The organism is Streptomyces sp. NPDC048521 (genome assembly GCF_043199855.1).
In the GTDB taxonomy this organism is placed as follows: Bacteria; Actinomycetota; Actinomycetes; order Streptomycetales; family Streptomycetaceae; genus Streptomyces.
In genome coordinates this window covers 43,340-61,554 of the sequence record NZ_JBICWR010000009.1, presented here as the reverse complement: position 1 = coordinate 61,554, position 18,215 = coordinate 43,340, and the positions used below count along the sequence as shown (strand labels likewise).

The 18,215-nt window shown below is 73.0% G+C and carries 16 protein-coding genes and 1 pseudogene; 10 read left to right on the top strand and 7 right to left on the bottom strand.

Annotated elements, in window-relative coordinates; translation table 11 throughout:
- Positions 1-69: 69 nt before the first annotated feature.
- The 3 genes from ACGFRF_RS21620 to ACGFRF_RS21610 all read left to right on the top strand — a co-directional run bounded on the left by ACGFRF_RS21620 (position 70) and on the right by ACGFRF_RS21610 (position 4,627).
- Positions 70-2,283, top strand: a complete 2,214-nt coding sequence (locus ACGFRF_RS21620) for an alpha-galactosidase (protein ID WP_393742232.1) — start codon at positions 70-72, stop codon at positions 2,281-2,283.
- A gap of 397 nt (positions 2,284-2,680) precedes the next feature.
- Positions 2,681-3,439 carry a GNAT family N-acetyltransferase gene (locus ACGFRF_RS21615; RefSeq protein WP_393742230.1) on the top strand — a complete coding sequence of 253 codons (759 nt, stop codon included), beginning with the start codon at positions 2,681-2,683 and terminating at the stop codon, positions 3,437-3,439.
- A 414-nt stretch (positions 3,440-3,853) separates the two neighbouring features.
- On the top strand, positions 3,854-4,627 hold the full coding sequence (locus ACGFRF_RS21610) for a polysaccharide deacetylase family protein (RefSeq protein ID WP_393742228.1): 774 nt from the start codon (positions 3,854-3,856) through the stop codon (positions 4,625-4,627).
- Positions 4,628-4,718: 91 nt separating this feature from the next.
- Here ACGFRF_RS21610 and ACGFRF_RS21605 read toward each other — a convergent pair whose 3' ends face one another.
- A complete protein-coding gene (locus ACGFRF_RS21605) occupies positions 4,719-5,414 on the bottom strand; it encodes a hypothetical protein (RefSeq protein ID WP_393742226.1) in 696 nt (231 codons plus the stop codon).
- Between the two features lie 110 nt (positions 5,415-5,524).
- On the opposite strand from ACGFRF_RS21605, the gene ACGFRF_RS21600 reads away from it, so the two are divergent.
- Positions 5,525-6,526, top strand: a complete 1,002-nt coding sequence (locus ACGFRF_RS21600; protein WP_393742224.1) for an aminoglycoside phosphotransferase family protein — start codon at positions 5,525-5,527, stop codon at positions 6,524-6,526.
- A 45-nt stretch (positions 6,527-6,571) separates the two neighbouring features.
- On the opposite strand, the gene ACGFRF_RS21595 is transcribed toward ACGFRF_RS21600, so the two are convergent.
- The 3 genes from ACGFRF_RS21595 to ACGFRF_RS21585 form a co-directional block, all read right to left on the bottom strand.
- A complete protein-coding gene (locus ACGFRF_RS21595; protein ID WP_393742222.1) occupies positions 6,572-7,462 on the bottom strand; it encodes an SDR family oxidoreductase in 891 nt (296 codons plus the stop codon).
- Between the two features lie 136 nt (positions 7,463-7,598).
- Positions 7,599-7,781 carry a hypothetical protein gene (locus tag ACGFRF_RS21590; protein ID WP_393742220.1) on the bottom strand — a complete coding sequence of 61 codons (183 nt, stop codon included), beginning with the start codon at positions 7,779-7,781 and terminating at the stop codon, positions 7,599-7,601.
- A 156-nt stretch (positions 7,782-7,937) separates the two neighbouring features.
- The gene (locus ACGFRF_RS21585; protein ID WP_393742218.1) at positions 7,938-8,552 is read right to left on the bottom strand and encodes a TetR/AcrR family transcriptional regulator; all 615 of its coding nucleotides are present in this window, start codon (positions 8,550-8,552) and stop codon (positions 7,938-7,940) included.
- Positions 8,553-8,771: 219 nt separating this feature from the next.
- Here ACGFRF_RS21585 and ACGFRF_RS21580 point away from each other — a divergent pair, with 219 nt between their 5' ends.
- From ACGFRF_RS21580 to ACGFRF_RS21565, 4 genes are all read left to right on the top strand, one after another.
- Complete coding sequence (locus ACGFRF_RS21580; protein WP_393742216.1) at positions 8,772-10,250, top strand: APC family permease; 1,479 nt, start codon at positions 8,772-8,774, stop codon at positions 10,248-10,250.
- A gap of 35 nt (positions 10,251-10,285) precedes the next feature.
- Positions 10,286-11,857: an amidohydrolase gene (locus ACGFRF_RS21575; RefSeq protein WP_393742214.1), complete on the top strand. Its 1,572-nt coding sequence runs from the start codon at positions 10,286-10,288 to the stop codon at positions 11,855-11,857.
- 87 nt (positions 11,858-11,944) lie between these two features.
- Positions 11,945-12,673 (top strand): hypothetical protein, encoded by a 729-nt coding sequence (locus ACGFRF_RS21570; RefSeq protein ID WP_393742212.1) that lies wholly within the window; start codon positions 11,945-11,947, stop codon positions 12,671-12,673.
- Between the two features lie 145 nt (positions 12,674-12,818).
- Positions 12,819-13,208, top strand: a complete 390-nt coding sequence (locus ACGFRF_RS21565; RefSeq protein ID WP_393742210.1) for a VOC family protein — start codon at positions 12,819-12,821, stop codon at positions 13,206-13,208.
- Between the two features lie 70 nt (positions 13,209-13,278).
- Here ACGFRF_RS21565 and ACGFRF_RS21560 read toward each other — a convergent pair whose 3' ends face one another.
- A complete protein-coding gene (locus ACGFRF_RS21560; protein WP_393742208.1) occupies positions 13,279-14,862 on the bottom strand; it encodes a carbohydrate-binding protein in 1,584 nt (527 codons plus the stop codon).
- Positions 14,863-14,997: 135 nt separating this feature from the next.
- Positions 14,998-15,900, bottom strand: coding sequence for a class A beta-lactamase (gene bla, locus ACGFRF_RS21555; protein ID WP_393742680.1), 903 nt, complete (start codon positions 15,898-15,900; stop codon positions 14,998-15,000).
- A 171-nt stretch (positions 15,901-16,071) separates the two neighbouring features.
- Here bla and ACGFRF_RS21550 point away from each other — a divergent pair, with 171 nt between their 5' ends.
- Both ACGFRF_RS21550 and ACGFRF_RS21545 read left to right on the top strand, forming a co-directional pair.
- A complete protein-coding gene (locus tag ACGFRF_RS21550) occupies positions 16,072-17,043 on the top strand; it encodes a LysR family transcriptional regulator (protein WP_393742206.1) in 972 nt (323 codons plus the stop codon).
- Entirely contained in the window at positions 17,040-17,975 is a 936-nt protein-coding gene (locus tag ACGFRF_RS21545; protein ID WP_393742204.1) for a serine hydrolase, read from the top strand. Before ACGFRF_RS21550 ends, ACGFRF_RS21545 begins: the two co-directional genes overlap by 4 nt.
- Before the next feature lie 80 nt (positions 17,976-18,055).
- On the opposite strand, the pseudogene ACGFRF_RS21540 reads toward ACGFRF_RS21545, so the two are convergent.
- A pseudogene (locus ACGFRF_RS21540) lies at positions 18,056-18,187 on the bottom strand (winged helix-turn-helix transcriptional regulator); the annotation flags it as partial.
- Positions 18,188-18,215 lie beyond the last annotated feature (28 nt).

Here is an 18,215-nt window from a genome sequence, read left to right as displayed (position 1 = left end):
AGTACGGCCGCCGGACCGGGCCCACGACCAGGGTCCCTCCGGCGGCCGGGCGATCCGAAAGGACTCTGCATGTCGGACACCACCGCGCGGATTTGCACCCTGCGCGCGGCAGGCACCGCTCTCGTCGTGGAACTCACCGAGCCGGTGCCCAGAGTCCTGCACTGGGGGGCCGACCTGGGCGACCTGTCGCAGGACGCGCAGGCGGCGCTCGCCCTGACCGCCGAACCCGCCGTACTCAACAACTCCGTCGACGTCCCCCGCCGTTTCACGATCTGGCCCACCGAAGCGGACGGCTGGTCCGGCACGCCGGCCCACGAGGGCCACCTGGCCGGCGCCTACACCGCGCCCCGGATGGAGTTGTCCGAGGTCTCGTACCACCCGCAGGACGAGGGCGGCGAGCTGTCGGTGCACCTCACCGACGCCGGAGCCGGGCTGGACGTCACCGTCACCTACCGGCTGGAGCCCTCCGGGGTGCTGGGCGTGCGGACCCGCCTCGCCCGCCGACCGGACGCCGACCCGGCACCGTACGATCTGGCCCAGGTCACGACGATGCTGCCGCTGCCCCGCCGGGCCACGGAGATCCTGGACTTCACCGGAAAGTGGAGCCGGGAACGCTCCCCGCAACGACGGCCGCTGGGCTTCGGCAGCTACGCACGGCAGGTACGACGGGGCAAGTCCGGCCACGACTCGCCCTACCTCGTGACGGTCGGCGTGCCCGGGTTCGGCTTCCGCACCGGGGAGGTGTGGAGCGCGCACGTCGCCTGGAGCGGCGACCAGCGGTACCTGGTCGAGCAGCTCCCGGAGGGCGCGGGCGTCCACGCCGGGGTGCTCGGCGGCGGCGAACTGCTGCGGGCCGGGGAGATCCGGCTCGCTCCCGGCGCGTCCTACACCACGCCCGTATGTCACTTCGCCTGGTCCGACCAGGGACTCGACGGGCTCGCCGACCGCTTCCACACCCTGTTGCGGGCCCGGCCCGGGCATCCGCGCCGCCCCCGCCCGGTGATCCTCAACAGCTGGGAGGCGGTGTACTTCGACCACGACCTGGACCGGCTGCTGCGGCTGGCCGACAGAGCCGCCGAGGTCGGTGTCGAGCGGTTCGTGCTGGACGACGGCTGGTTCCGCGGGCGCCGCTCGGACGAAGCCGGGCTGGGGGACTGGACCGTCGACCCCGGGGTGTGGCCCGACGGGCTGACCCCTCTGGTCGACCATGTGCGCTCGCTCGGCATGGAGTTCGGGCTGTGGGTCGAACCGGAGATGGTCAACCTCGACTCCGACCTGGCGCGGGAGCACCCCGACTGGGTACTCGGGCCCGCCCGCGGGACCGGCCCGTCCGCCCGTCACCAGCACGTACTGGACCTGTCCAACCCCGAGGTCCGGGACTATCTGCTGGGCTCACTGGACGCCCTGGTGGACACGTACGGCATCGCCTTCCTCAAGTGGGACCACAACCGGGACCTGCACGAGGCCGTGCACGGCACCGCCGACCGCCCGGTGGCGCACGCCCAGGTACACGCCCTCTACGGGCTGATCGACGCCCTCAAACAGCGTCATCCCGCGCTCGAGATCGAGAGCTGCGCCGCGGGCGGCGGGCGAGTGGACCTGGGCATCCTGGCCCGCACCGACCGGATCTGGGCGTCGGACTGCAATGACCCGGTGGAGCGCCAGGCCGTCCAGCGCTGGACCGCGCAACTGCTGCCGCCCGAACTGGTCGGCACCCACGTCGGCCCCGGCACCAGCCACACGACCGCCCGCGTCAGTTCCGACACACTGCGGCTGATCACCGCGCTGTTCGGGCACGCCGGCATCGAACAGGACCTCACCCGCTGCTCGCCCGAGGAACTCGCCCGACTCACCGCGTGGACCGCGCTCCACCGCGAACTGCGCCCCCTGCTCCACGCGGGCCGCACGGTCCGTGCCGACCTCGCCCAAGACGCGACGCTGCTGCACGGCGTCGTGGCGCACGACCGGTCGGCCGCGCTCTACTGCTGGACACGGGTGGCCACTTCACCCGAGGGCCAGTACGGGCGCGTACAACTGCCCGGCCTCGCCCCGGAGGCGACCTACCGGGTGCGGGTGCGCACCGAGCTGGGCCTGCCGTCCTTCCACCAGGTGTCCGGCCCCGCCTGGCTGCCCGCGGCGCTCGACGGCCGGCTGACCGTGCCCGGCACGGTCCTCACCGCCGCCGGCCTGCCCATGCCCACGCTCAACCCCGACCAGGCCCTGCTGCTCGAACTGCGCCGAACCGACGGAACGGAGCAGGCGGGAAAGGGTGGGCCGGGGTGATGCCCGGGTCGGTGGCGTGCGGGCTGCCGCAGCGCGGTCCGGTGCTTCGCCCGGCACCTCTCGGCGGAGCCGTCACGAAATCGGCCTGACCCGACGGACATCGGCGCCCGGCCACCAGCCGGGCGCCGCCTGTGAGAAGATCTGCGCAGCGGTACCCCACCGCCATTCTCATCACGAAGGAATGAAGCCCATGATTGCGGCGTCCCACAGCGGCCGCCGTCGGCACTGAGCCGTCTGCCCATCGGCAGCGTTCTCCGGTGCCTGACGTGTCTCCTCACGGCGGCCCGACGACGCGGTGTTCCGTACACCGCCACCTCGCTCACCGAGGTCGTTCCCGTATGCCCGGTCACGCCCGGCTCCAACGGCCCGTGGCCGCCTTCACCGTGAGGTCTTCATCGTGCACACCGATGTCCAGAGTTTTGCCGTCACCAACCTCCTGCGCCGCCCTCAGGCGCGCGAAGTCGGCGGCTTCGTCGTGGGGTTCGATCCCACGACGACCAGCCCGTACATCAACTACGCCACGCCTGTCCCCGGCGCCGAACCGACCGACCGGGACGTCACCGACCTGATCGCCGCGTTCCGCGAGCGCGGCCTCAAGCCCCGGCTGGAGTTCGCGCCGGACGCCGCGCCCGCCGTCGAACCCGTGCTGCGCCGGGCCGGGTTCGGCACGGAGGCGGTTCACGAGTACCTGGTCTGCACCCCCGGCACGCTGGCCGTGCCGGTCGGCCACGGCGCGGCGCTCCGCGTGGAGGCTCCGGCCACCGACGAGGACTACAGCGCCATCGACACCGCGCTCTCCGAGGCGTTCGGCGGTGAATGGGCCCCTTCCCCGGAAAGCGCCGCGCGGCTGCGGCACACCGAGGAGGGCGGCGGGGCCGTCCGGTTCGTCCGTGCTCCGGACGGCGGCTGCGCTGGTGGGGCCCTCTGCTCGGCACCCGCCGACGGCACCGCGGAACTGGCGGGTGTGGGCACCCTCCCGGCGTACCGCGGCCGGGGCATAGCCGCCGCTGTCACCGCCACGCTGGCCGAGACCATGTTCGGCCGCGGGGCACGGTCCGTATGGCTGGAGTACTCGGGCGAGGGTTCCCGCCGCGTGTACGAACGGGTCGGCTTCCGGCCCGGTGGCACGCGGCTGTACGTGTCCCTCGAAGGGTGACGGGCGCGCGCCTGTTCCCGGCACTCGCTCGGTGACCGGCGCGCAACCGCGCCGGTCACCCGACGGAGCACCGCCGGGCCGGCGGGGTCGCTTCTCCCCCGCCGGCCGGATTCTTGACGGCGCGTCGTATCTCGGCGTCGCGCAGGTCCAGGTGATGGCCGTCGCCCCGGTGTCCCGGCACGGTCCTAGCTACCGCCGCCGATCGTTACCCACGTTCGCCGGGGCCCTTCAGGCTCAGGTCGCCACGTCCGCTCGGTCACCGTGTTGTCGTACGCGAAGGTGCGCACGGCCCGCAGCTGTCGCGGAACCGGCGCGGAATTGTCCGTGATCGGTAACAGCGGGATCCCGTGGTCGTCTTCGGCCGTCCTGACAGGTGCACAGGGACCGATCGAGACGGCGAGAAGCGGGGCGGACATGGCGCGGCATGGCGGGCGGGGATGGTACGGCCGGGTGGTCGCGGCGGCGCTCGGGGTCACGGCGGTGGCGGCCGCCACCTCGGTGTGGACGGCGCAGGCCGGTCAGCCGGGCGGCGGTTCGGCCCGCCCGGGTGTCTCGGCGCGGCCCGCCGCGCCGAAGCCGGCGTCGGTGTCCGAGACCATCGCCCATTCCTCCGACCGGGGTGAGCACGCGGTCAACATCACCATCGACGACGGCCCGGACCCGGTGTGGACCCCGCAGGTGCTCCAACTGCTGCGGGACAACGGCGTGAAGGCGACGTTCTGCATGGTCGGCAGCCAGGCGCAGGCGCACCCGGACCTGGTCAAGCAGGTGGTGGCGGCCGGACACCGGCTGTGCGACCACACGATCTCGCACGACACCACCATGGACACCAAGTCCCAGGCCTACCAGTCGCAGCAGATCCTGGACGCCGAGCGGCAGATCACCGAGGCGTCCGGTGGGGTGCGCCCGATGTACTACCGGGCCCCGGGCGGCGCCTTCACCCCGTACAGCAGGCACCTGGCGGCCTCGCGCGGGATGCGGCCGCTGGGCTGGAACGTCGACTCCAAGGACTTCGAGCGGCCGGGCACCGACGCCATCGTCACCACCGTCAGGACCGAGCTGGCCAACGGGCCCACGATCCTCTTCCACGACGCGGGCGGCGACCGCTCCCAGACCGTGGCGGCGCTGCGCACCCTGCTGCCCTGGCTGAAGCAGCAGGGGTACTCCTTCGGTTTCCCGGTCCGCTGAACGGCAGCCGTCACCCTGTTCCTGTCCCCACGGCTGGTACACGCCCTTGTAGGGGCCCCAGCCGGTGGTGATCTTCGTGCGGCACGTCGGGTCAGCCGTGGATCTGGACTTCGACGCGGTGCCGCAGGTACGCGTCGGGGTGCGCCCGGGCGATCGCCACGGCGGTGCCGACGAGCGCGTGGAGATGTGACGGGTACGCCTTCGGGTGCAGCGGCAGCCCGGGCAGGATGCAGCGCCGGACGTCCAGGTGCTCGTTGGCGACGAACTCCCGCAGCGCGGCCTCGTGCCAGGCGGCGACGACATCGGCGGTGTCCTCGTCCCGGGCCCGCCCCCGCGGCTGCCGCCGCAGGGGCAGCGCCGTCCAGTACCAGGCCCGCGCCGCGCCGGCGCGCTCCTGGTCGGTGCCCGTGCGCAGCCGGTCGAGCAGGGCGAGCCGGACGCGTCGCCGACCGAAGGCGTACAGGGACGGTTCGACGAAGTGGCGGCTGAAGCTGGGGTTGGGGTCGAGGACCGCCGCCGTGAGGAGCGGGCCGAAGGCCTCCTCGGCCAGCCTCGGCCGCGCGGCGAGCGTCTTGCGCACGGCCGACCGGGCCGCCTGCTCCCCGGTCCACTCCGGGTGCTCGGCCCGCTCCCGGTCGACGTCGGCGCCGAGGAACCGGATCAGCTCGTCCAGGCAGGCGTGGAACGCGGCCCTTGCGTCCGCGGTGCGCCCCGGCAGCGGGACGAACTCCCGTACGCGTTCGGCCGGTTCCCGCCCTGCTGTGGCGCCGTCATCCTGGTGCACCATCCGCTCTCCCCCCCCGGTGTGCGGCCACGCTACGCCACCGGCGTCCCGCGAGCCGAGGGCCGTGCGGAAAATCGATGGCCGCTGAACTGCGACGATGCTGGGATGGCGGCATGGAGCGCGAACGTTCGACGATGGTGGACCGGGGTCAGTACCAGGACGCGGTGACTCCGTGGGAGCAGCAGTCCTGGCGCGCCTCGGCCCTCGGGTGGGTGGAGGAGCGGCTCGCCGCACACGGTCTGCGTGCGGCCGGCGACCTCGAGGTGCGGCTGCGGCCGTGGTCCGTGCTGGTGCGGGTGCCCGTGCAGGGGCCTGACGCGGTGTGGTTCAAGGCGAATCCGCCGGCCAGCGCCTTCGAGGGCCCGCTGACCGTCGCGCTGGCCGGCTGGGTGCCCGGGCATGTGCTGGAGCCCCTGGCCGTCGACGCCGGGCGCGGCTGGACGCTGCTGCCCGACGGGGGCGAACTGTTCCGCACCGTGCTCGCGCGGGAGCCGGTCGAGCCGGACACCTGGGAGGACCTGCTCCGCCGGTACGCGAGCATGCAGTACGCCCTGGTTCCGCACGCGGGCGCGATCGAGCGCCTGGGCGTCCCCTCCGCCCGGACCCTGGACCTGCCCGAGGTGTTCGACGAACTGCTCGCCGCGAACATCGCACTGCGTCCGGACGCCCGCGCCCGGCTCGACGGCCTGCGGCCCCGCGTCGCGGAGTGGGCCGCCGAACTCGCCTCCGCCGGGATCGAGGACACCCTCGACCACGCCGACCTGCACGACGGCCAGCTCTTCCATCCGGGACCGGGCCGGTTCACCTTCTTCGACTGGGGCGACGCCACCGTGTCGCACCCGTTCTGCAGCCTGCGGGTCCCCGCCGAGCGGGCGTGCGACCGATACGGGCCGCAGGTGCTGCCCCGGTTGCTCGACGCCTACCTGGAGCCCTGGACGGGCACCGGCCGCACGGCGGCGGACCTGCGCCGCGCGGCCCGTCTCGCCTGGCGCCTGAGCGCGCTGGGCCGCGCCGCCTCCTGGGGGCGCATGTTCCCCGACGCCTCCGGCGCCGAGCCGGGAGCCGAGCAGGGCGCCCAGTGGCTCCTCGAACTCTTCAACGAGCCACCGTTCTAGGGACTGGAGGAACTTGGTGCCCGGGTGGGCGGATACGGTCCGGTGTCAGGGCAGTGGGGTGCCGCCGGTGGCGTTGAGGATCTCCGCGGTGATGTAGCTCGCCTGCGGGGAGGCCAGGTAGACGTAGGCCGGGGCCAGTTCGGCGGGCTGGGCCGGGCGGCCGAGCGGGGCCTGCTTCCCGAACTCCTTCGTGTCCGGCATGGTCGCGGGGATGAGCGGTGTCCACACCGGTCCGGGCGCCACCGCGTTGACCCGGATGCCGCGCTCGGCGACCATCTGCGCGAGCCCCTGTGTGAAGGTGACGATGGCGCCCTTCGTCATCGCGTAGTCCAGCAGGTGCGGGCTGGGCTTGTACGCCTGCACCGACGTGGAGTTGATGACACAGCCGCCGGACGGAATGTGCGGCAGGGCGAACTTGGTCAGCCAGAACATGCCGTACAGGTTCGTCCGCATCACCCGGTCGAACTGCTCGGTGCTGATCGCCTCGATGCCGTCCGGCTGGGACATCTGATAGGCGGCGTTGTTCACGAGGACGTCGATGCGGCCGAACTCGGACACCGCCCGCTCGATCAGCGAACGGCAGTTGTCCTCGTCGCGGATGTCACAGGACACGGCGACCGCCTTGCGGCCCGCGTCCTCCACCAGCCGGGCCGTCTCGCGGGCCTCGTCCGCCTCGTCGGCGAGATGGGTGAAGAGCACATCGGCGCCCTCACGGGCGAAGGCGAGGGCCACCGCCCGTCCGATGCCGGAGTCCCCTCCCGTGATCACGGTCCTGCGGCCGTCCAGCCGGCCGGCGCCGCGGTAGGACTCCTCGCCGTGGTCGGGCGGCGGGTCCATCGGGCCGGTCCAGCCCGGATGCGGTTGGTCCTGGGAGGGGAAGTCAGGGCGGGCGTGCTGTGTGACCGGGTTCGGCCGGTCACCGTGCTGGTCCGTCATGGCGGCCTCCTGCGTCTCGGGCGGACAGGACAGCCGGCCGGGTTCCCGGATCACGTCCGCCCAAAAGCCATCGGGCTGCGGAAACCGTCCGTGGCGGGCACCTCAGGGGAGGTGCGGGCCCCGCCGTCGGCGCGCGTCAGGCCGTCGGCGCGTCGTGGCCCGTGGCGCGCATCCGGTCCCTGCGGGCGTTGTTGTAGATCCGCAGCAGATGCTTCGCCACGGCGCAGGGCGCGGCGTCGGCGTGGCACTGGCGGCACGTCCGCATGTGCTGCTCGTAGGTGAGGCGCGCGTTCTGATACGCGTCGTCGACAGAAGACATGGACATCTCCGGGCAGGGCGCGTCCTGGGACGGCACCGAGTTGACTGACTGGTACAACCGGAGACAAGGTCATCATGTTACTGGCGGTACTGGGAAACTCGTACGGACTCCAGCGGCCCCTCATGGCCGTGCGGTGGCGTCGGCCCGTCGCCGGGCTCACGCCAGCCGGTCCTCCCGCAGGGACCGCGCGTGGTTCATGAAGGCGGTCAGGCCCACCTCGAAGGCGCGGTCGGCCCGGCCGTCGGCCACCGCGGCGAGCGCCTCCGCGAGGTGCGGCGTGGGGATGTCGGCGGTCAGCTCCCACATGGTCTCCGGTGCGGCGAGGTCGAGGGCCGAGCCGAGCACCAGGTTCTCCAGCGCGATGACCAGCGGCATGATCTCGGCGCGGTCGAACCCGGCCGCGATCAGCAGGCTGACCGCCCGCTCGTACTGCTCCAGGACCCGGGGCGCTCGTACGGGTGACGTCATCAGCAGCGGAATGACCCGGGGGTGCGCGGCGAACGCGGCGCGGTAGGAGCGCGCCCAGGCTTCGACGGCCGCGTCCCACGGGGTCAGATCCAGGGTGGCCGCGTCGATCGCGGAGCAGACGCGCTCCCGCAGCAGTTCCACGATGCCGTCCCGGCCGTCCACGTGGTGGTACACGGACCCGGTCTGCGCGCCGAGCCGCCGGGCGATCTGCGGGACGCTGAAGTCGCCCGTCTCGTCGATCAGTTGCAGCGCCGTCGTCGTGATGCGCTCGCGATCGAGGAGCGGTGTGCGCGGCCGTCCCATGGTCAGCGTTCTCCCTGAGGTCTTCCCGGATGCCCAACGGCAGGTTACATTGCGGAAACCGAAAGCCTTTAGGTTTACGGCTCCGGGCGCCCGCCATCCCCTCGTGCGCCAGGGGACACCGGCCCGGTCCGCCCAACCGGCACCGCCCGCCGGCGCCCGCGAACCCGGCTGCCCCGCCACCGGGACCCCCTCCCCTCCGCCGCCAGAAGGGCTCCCCGTATGTCCGTGTCCACCTCCGAACTCCCGGAGGAGAGAGCGTCGTCCGCCGCGACCGGCCTCCGCTCCGATTCGCTCGGCACCGCCGACATCGCCTTCTTCGTCGTCTCCGCCGCCGCGCCCCTGACCGTCATGGCCGGCGTCGCTCCGCTCGCGATCCTGCTGGGCGGTATCGGAGCGCCCGTCGGCTATCTCCTGGCCGGCCTGACCCTCGCGGTCTTCGCGGTCGGCTTCACCACCATGAGCCGCCACGTCACCAGCGGCGGCGCCTTCTACGCCTTCATCACCCGGGGCCTCGGCCGCCCGGTCGGCATCGGTGCCGCCCTGCTGGCCCTGATCGGCTACAACGGCATGGAGATCGGCGTCTACGGCCTGCTCGCCACCACCACCCGCGACACCCTGCACTCGCTGTTCGGCACCGACGTGCCCTGGCTGCCCGTGTCCCTGGCCGGCCTGCTCCTCATCGGCTACGGCGGCTACCGCTCGATCGACTTCGGTGCCAAGGTGCTCGGCGTGCTGCTCGTCGCCGAGACCGGCATACTCGTCCTGCTCGCCGGCGGGGTCCTGCTGAAGGGCGGCGCGCACGGGCTGTCCCTCGCCTCGCTGGCCCCGGCGCACGTGTTCGTGCCCGGCACCGCGGCCGTCCTCGCCTTCGCGTTCGCGGCGTTCACCGGCTTCGAGTCCACCGTCATCTACCGCCGCGAGGCCCGCGACCCGGAGCGCACGGTCCCGCGCGCCACCTATGCGGCCGTCGCCTTCCTCGGCCTGTTCTACGCGTTCGTCGTCTGGATCGCCGTCCAGTCGTTCGGCGACGACCAGGTGGTACGGGCCGCGGGCAAGGACCCGGCCGGACTGTTCTTCACCGCGATCACCACGTATGTGGGCGGCTGGGCCGCCGACCTGATGCACGTCTTCATCGTCACCAGCGTCATCGCCTCCCTCCTCGCCTTCCACAACGCCATCAACCGCTACGCCCTCGCCCTGGCCGAGGAAGGCGTGCTGCCCCGTGCCCTCGGCCGGATCCACCCGCGGCACCGCTCCCCGTACGTCGCCGGCGTCGCCCAGACCGCCCTCGGCGCGGTGGTCGTCCTCGCGTTCTGGGCCGCACACGCCGATCCGTACCAGCAGCTGCTGCTGTGGGTGAACACCCCGGGAATGATCGGCCTGTTGCTGCTGCAGCTGCTCGCCGCGATCGCCGTGCCCTGCTACTTCCGCCGGGTGCCGCACACGGAGGGCCGCCTGCGCACGGTGGTGGCGCCGGTCGTCGCCGCCGTCCTGCTGGCGACGGCGATCGTGCTGGTGGCGGGGCACATCGACCTGTTCACCGGCGCGTCCCCGACGGTGAATGTGCTGCTCGTCGTCGTGGCCCCCGTCGTGTTCGCCCTCGGCCTTCCGCTGGCGTGGTGGCTGCGCCGGGCCCGCCCGGAGGTCTACGCCGGGTTCGCCACGGAACCCGCCGAGGCGCCCGCACCCGCCGAGTGACCCGAATACCCTTTCCCCCTAGAGGAGTTGCCCACATGCCCGCTGCCGACCTCATCCTCGCCGGCGCCCAGGTCCGCACGCTCGATCCCGCCCGTCCCACCGCCACCGCCGTCGCCCTGCGCGACGGTGTGATCGCCGCGGTCGGGGATGCGGACGACCTGCGGGACTGGCGCGGCCCCGGCACCGAGGTCGTCGATCTGCACGGCGCGCACCTCGTGCCCGGTCTGGTCGACTCCCACAGCCATCCGGTGTGGGGACTGGACATGGCGACGGGCACGGACCTGTCCGGCGTGACCGACCTGGCCGGGCTGCGCGCGGCGCTCGCCCGGGCCGAGCGCGTCGAGGGCTGGGTGGTCGGCTACGGCCTGGACCACAACGCGTTCGAGGGCCGCCCCGTCCATCACGAGCTGGTGGCGGACGTACTCGACGGCGCCCCGGCCTTCCTGCGCCTGTACGACGGGCACTCGGCCCTCGCCGACGCCGCCGCGCTGGCCGCGGCCGGGGTGACCGGACCGCGCGCCTTCGCCCAGCACGCGGAGGTGGTGTGCGACGCCGCCGGCCGACCCACCGGACATCTGGTCGAGCACGCCGCGATGGACCTGGTCGCGGACGTCGTGCCCCGGCCCTCGTACGCCGAACGGCGGGCCCGACTGGTGGAGTTGCTGTCCGCCATGGCCGCGACGGGGCTCACCGGGGCCCATGTGATGGACGGCGGGGACCTGGATCTGGTGGCGGCGGTGGCCCGGGAGACCGTGCTGCCGGTGCGGCTGCGGTTCGCCCCCTGGTGCATGCCGGGAGCCGACGGTGACGCCCTGCGGGAGCTGATCGAGCTGCAGGGCGACGGCGGGCGGCACTGGCTGGTCGGCGGGGTCAAGTTCTTCATGGACGGCACCGTCGAGGGCGGCACGGCCTGGCTGGAGCACCCCGACTGCCACGGCCGGGGAACGGCCGCTTTCTGGCCGGACCCGCGGGCGTACGCCGAGGCCGTCCGCACCCTGCACGCGGCCGGCGTCCGCACCGCCACGCACGCCATCGGGGACGCCGCCGTACGGCATGTCCTGGACACCGTCGCGTCCCTGGGACCCGGCGGGCGCGGGGCCCACCGGATCGAGCACATCGAGACCGCCCCCGATGAACTCCTGCTCCGTTTCGCGCAGTTGGGTGTCGCCGCCTCCTTGCAGCCGCCGCACACCGGTTACACCCGCGACGACGGCAGCGACGAGTGGTCCCGCCGGTTGGGCGCCGACCGGGCCGCCCGCGGCTGGCGGCTGCGGGACCTGCGGGAGGCCGGGGCGACAGTCGCGCTGGGCTCGGACTGGCCCATCGCGCACTACGACGTACGGGCCGTGCTGGCGACGGCACGCCGCCCCAAGGGCGCCGCGGCGCACCGGCCGGGCCTGACAGCGTTGCAGGCGCTGGAGGGCTGCACCAGCCACGCGGCCGCGGCCGCCGGCGAGTCGGCCGTCGCCGGCCGGGTCGCGCCGGGCCTCCGTGCGGACCTCACCGCGCTGTCCGTGGACCCGGTGCACGCCCCCGGCGACGAACTGACGGACGCGCCCGTCGCGTTGACGGTGACCGGAGGACACGTGGTGCACCGGGCCGTCTGACCCGACTGCCCGTGCGCGTCCCGGGTCCGGTGCGAGACGCCGAAGCCCGGAGCGAGGTGAGGCGACGGGGCACGACAGACTGGGCGGGTGAACGACCACCGCCCGGTCCACCGGGACCCCGCTCCGGAGTGGTACGGACGCCTGCGTGTCCGCACCACCGACGTCTCCCCCGCGCACTGGCTCACCGAACGCCGCCCCGGGGACGGCGACTTCGGCACGGTCGCGGGCGTCGCGGCGCCGGGCTTCGCCGCGTACGCGCGGATCCTGCACCCGGCCACCCTGGACGAGCGGCCCGTGCGCTGGTCGGCGGTGGCCGCCGCACAGGGGACCGGGGTGACGCCGGGCACGCGGTGGCACGAGGTCATCGGCATGGACCTCGACCATCGCAACGCCTCCGAGTACGGCCTGCCCGGCGTGTGGGACGAACACCCGTGGGAGGGCCCGACACCCCCCGCCGTCGCCGAGGCGCTCGTTCCCGTGCTGGCCCGGCACACCCGTACCCCGGAGCGCTGCTGGTTCGGGCTGTGGCACGGGTACGGGCGCTGGGACTTCGACGGGGTCCCGGTCTTCGAGACGCCCGGCCGGGACGAGGTGCTGCTCGCCGGCCCCCTGGCCGACGCGGTCTCTCCGGTGCGCCGGGACGAGTTCGCCGAGTTGCCCGACCTGTGGTGGCCCGAGGACCGCGCCTGGTGTCTGGGCGGCGACGTGGACCTGGTCAGCACCTACATCGGCGGCTCCCCGGCGCTGATCGCCGACCTGCTGGCCGCCCCGGAACTGGAGGCGCACCCCGTGGCCGCGGGCGACCCCGTCGGCTGAGCCCGACGGCCGCCGTCGCGCCTGCTTCCCGTGGATCTCCGTGGACGCGTTCTCGCGACCGTGGTTACGATCGGCGACGGCATCGCGTGCCGGTCACCGGCCGGGTGAGGCATGGAGGTGCCAGGACATGCCCTGGAGGCATTCCTTGTCAGTCGAGTTGAACCACACGATCGTCCATGCCCGGGACAACCGGGAGTCCGCCCAGTTCTTCGCGGAACTGCTGGGCCTGGACATCACCGCCGAGTGGGGCCCGTTCCTCGCGGTCGGCCTGAGCAACGGCGTCACGCTGGACTTCGCCACCGTCCCCGCCGGCAGCATCACCCCGCAGCACTACGCCTTCCTGGTCTCCGAGGAGGAGTTCGACGCGGCGTACGCGCGGATCGTGCAACGCGGCATCGAGCACTACGCCGACCCGCACCGGCGGCAGCCGGGCACGATCAACCACAACGACGGCGGCCGCGGCGTGTACTTCATGGATCCGTCGGGCCACGCGATGGAACTGATCACCGTGCCCTACGGCGGCCGGCCGGCGTAGGCGCCGCGCGGCGGCAGGCCGCAGCGGGACGCCACCGCACGTGGCGTCCCGCTGTTCGGCCGGGGGCCGCCTACGGTGTGACGACCTTGCCGCCGAAGGTCACGACGAGGTGGCCGTCCGCGGCGAAGGACCAGCCCAGGGCGCCGGAGTACGAGGAGCAGCGGGAGCCGTTCGTACCGGTCCAGAACTGGTTGGTGCCGTCGGCGTCGCCGACGGTCTTGTCGTTCGAGCCGCTGACGCCGAACCGGCACGAGGTGTTGTCGCGGTACACCGACGTGCCCTCGTCGAACGAGAAGTTGCGCTGGGCGTTGTCGACGCCGACGTTGCTCGAGACGGTGATTTTGCCCGGGTTGCTGTTGTAGGTGAACCCGTGCTTGCCGTTGTGGTAGGCGATGCTGTGCCGGACGACGTGGTCGACCGGGATGTCCTCGCCACCGAGCTTGTAACCGTTGCGGTCGCCGTTGGAGTTCACGGTGCCGTCGCTCAGTGTGCCGTTGTTGTGGGACAGGGAGTTCTCGATGGTCACCGGGCCGATGGCGCCGGTGTCGGTCTTGGTGTAGAGGTCCCAGCCGTCGTCGATGTTGTGGTGCGCGACGTCGTGGCGGAAGACGTTGCCGGTGCCGACGGTGAGCTTGGCCGCGAAGCCGTCGGCGTCCTCGCCGTCGGAGTCGGCGTTGTCGTGCGACTCGGAGCTGACGATCAGGTTGCCGGCCGGCCACTGGTCCTTCGGCGTGCTGGAGGCCATCCGCCCGAGTTGCAGGCCCGTGTCGCGGTTGTACGCCGTCACGGCACGCTCGATGACGTTGTTGCTGCCACCGACGTAGATCCCGTTGTCACCGGCGCGCTCGACGGTGAGGCCGTACAGGTGCCAGTACGAGGCGTTGAGCTGGATTCCCCGGTTCGTCGAACTCTCCGTCTGCGCCGAGAAGTTCAGCACAGGGGTCTCGCCCGGGTAGGCGGACAGGGTGGTACGGGCGCCGGAGGTGCCGTCGCTGCCCGCCGGGATGGTGATCGTCTGCGTGTACGCGTAGGTGCCGCCGCGCATGTAGATCGTCCCGCCGGGAGTGACGCGGCTGATGGCCGAGGGAAGCGTCGTCGGGTCCGACTGGGTGCCGGACGCGCTGTCGCGGCCGCTCGGCGACACGTACAGGACGGTGCCTGACGGCGGCGGCGTGGTGGTGTCACCGGCCACGTCGACGTCCAGGTAGTCCAGGTTCGGCAGCCCTTCGGAGGTGGTCGGGCCGAACCGGACGGTGTTGGTGCCGGCCTTGACCGGCACCGTGAGCGTCTTCGTCGCCCAGGTGTTCCAGGCACCGGTCGCCGGGAACGACACCGTCGTGACGGTGGAGCCGTTGACGACGACGCTCGCGGAGCGCGTGGTGGTCGTTCCGTTGGCGAAGCGGACACCCAGGGTCGCCGTGCCCGCGGCGGTGGCGTTCACGGTGAACTGGGCGTAGCCGCTGGTCGCGTTGGTGCCGTTGCAGAAGCCGCTGCCGGAGTAGCCGGCCCAGTCGGAGTCGATGGTGCCGGTGCAGACAGTGGCGGAACTCTCGGCCTCGTAGCGGGTGCCGGCGGCCTGGGCCGTGGTGCCGGACAGCGCGACGAGCGTGCCGGCGATCAGACCGGCGCACACGATGGCTGGTCTCAAGTGCATCGGCTTGTCTCCTACGTGTCAGGGTGAGAGAAGTGGGGAAAGCGCTTTCTCCGACGGCTCCTTGACGGTAGAGACATGCCATGACCACGTCAACGGTCGCGTACATGATTCATATTCAGATGGATGAATCTTGGGTCACTCGCCGGGCGCGAGCGTGCGCGCCACCACGCGCGCCGCCTCGGCCACGAGTGCCTCGTCCACCGGTGCGTCCTGGGTGTTCTTGGTCGACAGCACGGCCAGCACGACCGGCGTCCCCCGGGTCGTCCAGGCCACGCCGATGTCGTGCGCCGAGGCATAGGAGCCGGTCCCGGTCTTGTCCGCCAGGACCCAGTCCCGCGGCAGCCCGGCGCGGAACCGTGCTCCGCTGGTGGTGTTGCCCTTCAGCCACGTGAGAAGCTGCTCCCGGTCGGCGGTGTCCAGTGCCCGGCCGAGGGCCAGTCGCTCCAGGCTCCCGCCGACGGCCCGCGGGGTGGTGGTGTCGCGCGGGTCGCCCGGGATCGCGGTGTTCAGCTCGGGCTCCCACCGGTCGAGCCGGCTCACGTCGTCACCGAGCGACCGGAAGAAACGGGTCAGCCCCTCGGGCCCGCCGATCTGACGCAACAGCAGATTGCCGGCCGCGTTGTCGCTGTACTGGATCGCCGCGGCACACAGGCCGGCGACGGTCATACCGGTCCGCTGATTCTCCTCGGTCCGGGGCGAGTTGGGCAGGATGTCGTGCGGCGGATAGTGGATCACCCGGTGCAGCGGAGCACAGCCGCCGTGGTCGCGCAGGACCGCCGCCGCGGCGAACGCCTTGAACGTCGAACACATCGGGAACCGCTCACCCGCCCGATGCGACACGGTCCGCCCGGTGCGGACGTTCCGCGCGTACACGCCGAGCCGGGCGCCGTACCGCTGCTCAAGATCCGTCAGCTCCGCTCCGGCGGCGCGGGATCCGGTGTCCGGGGCCGCAGAGGCGGCGGCCGCGGAGACGGCGGAGGCGGCCACGGCTGTGGCGGTGCACGCGAGGCCCGCCTTGAGCAGGCCGCGTCGGGGCATCGGGGCGAAGCGATCGGGGCTGGTCATGGGCGCAGTCCTCCCAGGGAGTCCGCCGTCGGTCTCTTCACCGACGGCCCTTGGATCTTCGACGGGGACAGCGAAACAGCAGGACACCACTCATGTCCAAGAGTGAACTTTGAACGTCTCATGCTTTATTGGTATGACTGCTGGGTGGATCTCCTCGCACACCTCGAGGCGTACGTCGCGACCGCCGACGAAGCGAGCTTCTCCCGGGCGGCCGACCGGCTCGGGATCGCCCAGCCGCTGCTCAGCCGCCGCATCAAGACGCTGGAAGAGCACTTCGGTGGCTCGCTGTTCGACCGTTCGCGGCGGCAGGTCACCATCACGGAGCTGGGCGTGCTGCTGCTCCCGTACGCACGGGACGTGCTGGACCGGGCCCAGCGGCTGCGGCAGGCCGCCCGCTCGGCCCGGCGGTCGCGGGTACGTGCCGTCGGGGTGCCCGCGGACTGCGCCCCGGCGGCCCTGGCCCGCGCCATCCGTGCGGGCAGCGAACGCGGGATCACGCTCGGGATGCGCGAACTCCCGCCGGCGGCCAGGGTTTCCGGGCTGGCCGACGGTTCGCTCGCGTACGCGCTGCTGCGGGTGTCCCCGGAGCAGGCCGTGTTCCGGGTGCCGCTGGGGCTGGCGTCGGCGCCGGAGGGGCCGGGTCCACGGCCCGGCCGGCGTGCGGTCCACCTGGAGGAGCTGCGACCGAGACGGAGCCGCTCGCCCGAACCGCCGGACACCCCGCCCCTTCTCGTCCTGCCGGAGGACCAGGTGACCTGTCACGAGGACAGGTTGGGCAGGGCCGCGGCGCGCGCCGGGCTGCCCGGCGGCCGGATCCGGCCGGCCGGTCCGGCGGCCACCGCCCTCGCCGAGACATTGGCGGGACACGCCCTGCTGCTGTGCACAGAGCCCTTCGCCCGGCAGCACGGGGCACGGTGGGCACCGCTGGGCGACCGGTCCCTCCACCGGGGCTACGACGTGAGCGCACCCCCCGGCCGGCACGGCACGGCGGAGGTGCCGGACTGGCTGGCCGCGCTGCTCGGCTCGGCCGTAGGAGCCACGACCTCCCGTCCCGGCGCACCGCGGTCCGCAGACCGGGGCGACGACGTCCCGGCACGACTGGCGGCACGCGGATGACCACGGCACCGGCGCACCAGCCGGCGTACGTCGGCGACGACGGCGCCCACCTGGACGTCGCCGAGGCGATCGCCGCGGACTGGGCGGCCCTCGGCACGCACGGCTCCTTCCTCGCCCGGAACATCGACACCGGCGAACAACTCGGCTTCGACACCGCTGAGTTGATGCCGCTCGCCTCGGTGGTCAAGGTCCCCCTCGCCCTGGTCGTGCTGGACCGGATCGCGACGGGGGAACTCGACCCGGCGCTCCCGGTGACCGTCGACCCGGCCACCAGCAGCGTCGGCCCCACCGGGCTCGCGGCGTTCCGGCACCCGGCCACCGTGGCCGTGGGTGACCTGCTCCAGCTGATGCTGTCGGTGAGCGACAACGCCGCCGCGGACGCGCTGCTCGATCTGGTGCCGGTGGCGCAGATCGACGCGCGCCTGCGCGCCTGGGGCTGCACCGGCATCCGGGTGCGGCACCGGATGAACCACATGTACGAGTGCGCCGCCGGGGCTGCCGGCGACGACTTCTCCCTGGCCCTGGAACTGGCCGTCCGGGACGAAGGGACGGGCCGGCACACCATCGAGACCCTGGACCCGGCGTATGCCAACGCCGGTTCGGCCTCGGCGCTGGTCGCCCTGCTGGGGCGCGTGTGGTGCGACGAGGTCTCCGTCCCGTCGGCGACGGCGGAGCTGCGCCGCTTGATGGGGCTCCAGGTCTTCACGCATCGACTGGCCTGCGAACTGCGCGCGGACTCGCTGCGGTGGAGCGGCAAGACGGGCACGTTCCTGCATCTGCGGCACGAGATCGGCGTGGTCGAGGCGGATTCCGGCGACCGGGTGGCCATGGCCGCGCTCACCCGCGCGGACCGGCGGGCCGGTCAGGCGCCGGACATCGACCTCGCGATCGGGCTCGCGGGTCGCGAGGCGTTCGAGGCGCTGCGCCGCTGACGTGTGGGAAGCCGTCCGCGTCAGCGCCGTCGGAGGTGTGGCCGCCCGCGCCCGCAGGCGTGAGGTGGCGCCCGCGCCGGCAGGCGTTCGGCGACCTGGCGGCCACGCGGGGGCAGTTCGTGGTCCATCCGGGGCGGGTTCGTCGGCTGGGCCTCACGGTGCGCCGGTCCGTCGCGCTCCCGTGCGTGCAGGGTCTGGGACAGCGTCTTCTCGCGCGGCGGGGCCGCCTGTCGCATACGG

What these genes read in the sequence shown, in the direction of transcription:
- ACGFRF_RS21545 (WP_393742204.1), top strand. Translation starts at nt 17,040, where the DNA reads ATGACCACGGCACCGGCGCACCAGCCGGCGTACGTCGGCGACGACGGC.
- ACGFRF_RS21580 (WP_393742216.1), top strand. Translation starts at nt 8,772, where the DNA reads ATGTCCGTGTCCACCTCCGAACTCCCGGAGGAGAGAGCGTCGTCCGCC.
- ACGFRF_RS21595 (WP_393742222.1), bottom strand. Translation starts at nt 7,462, where the DNA reads ATGACGGACCAGCACGGTGACCGGCCGAACCCGGTCACACAGCACGCC.
- ACGFRF_RS21560 (WP_393742208.1), bottom strand. Translation starts at nt 14,862, where the DNA reads ATGCACTTGAGACCAGCCATCGTGTGCGCCGGTCTGATCGCCGGCACG.
- ACGFRF_RS21585 (WP_393742218.1), bottom strand. Translation starts at nt 8,552, where the DNA reads ATGGGACGGCCGCGCACACCGCTCCTCGATCGCGAGCGCATCACGACG.
- ACGFRF_RS21620 (WP_393742232.1), top strand. Translation starts at nt 70, where the DNA reads ATGTCGGACACCACCGCGCGGATTTGCACCCTGCGCGCGGCAGGCACC.
- ACGFRF_RS21605 (WP_393742226.1), bottom strand. Translation starts at nt 5,414, where the DNA reads ATGGTGCACCAGGATGACGGCGCCACAGCAGGGCGGGAACCGGCCGAA.
- ACGFRF_RS21575 (WP_393742214.1), top strand. Translation starts at nt 10,286, where the DNA reads ATGCCCGCTGCCGACCTCATCCTCGCCGGCGCCCAGGTCCGCACGCTC.
- ACGFRF_RS21610 (WP_393742228.1), top strand. Translation starts at nt 3,854, where the DNA reads ATGGCGCGGCATGGCGGGCGGGGATGGTACGGCCGGGTGGTCGCGGCG.
- bla (WP_393742680.1), bottom strand. Translation starts at nt 15,900, where the DNA reads ATGCCCCGACGCGGCCTGCTCAAGGCGGGCCTCGCGTGCACCGCCACA.
- ACGFRF_RS21590 (WP_393742220.1), bottom strand. Translation starts at nt 7,781, where the DNA reads ATGTCTTCTGTCGACGACGCGTATCAGAACGCGCGCCTCACCTACGAG.
- ACGFRF_RS21600 (WP_393742224.1), top strand. Translation starts at nt 5,525, where the DNA reads ATGGAGCGCGAACGTTCGACGATGGTGGACCGGGGTCAGTACCAGGAC.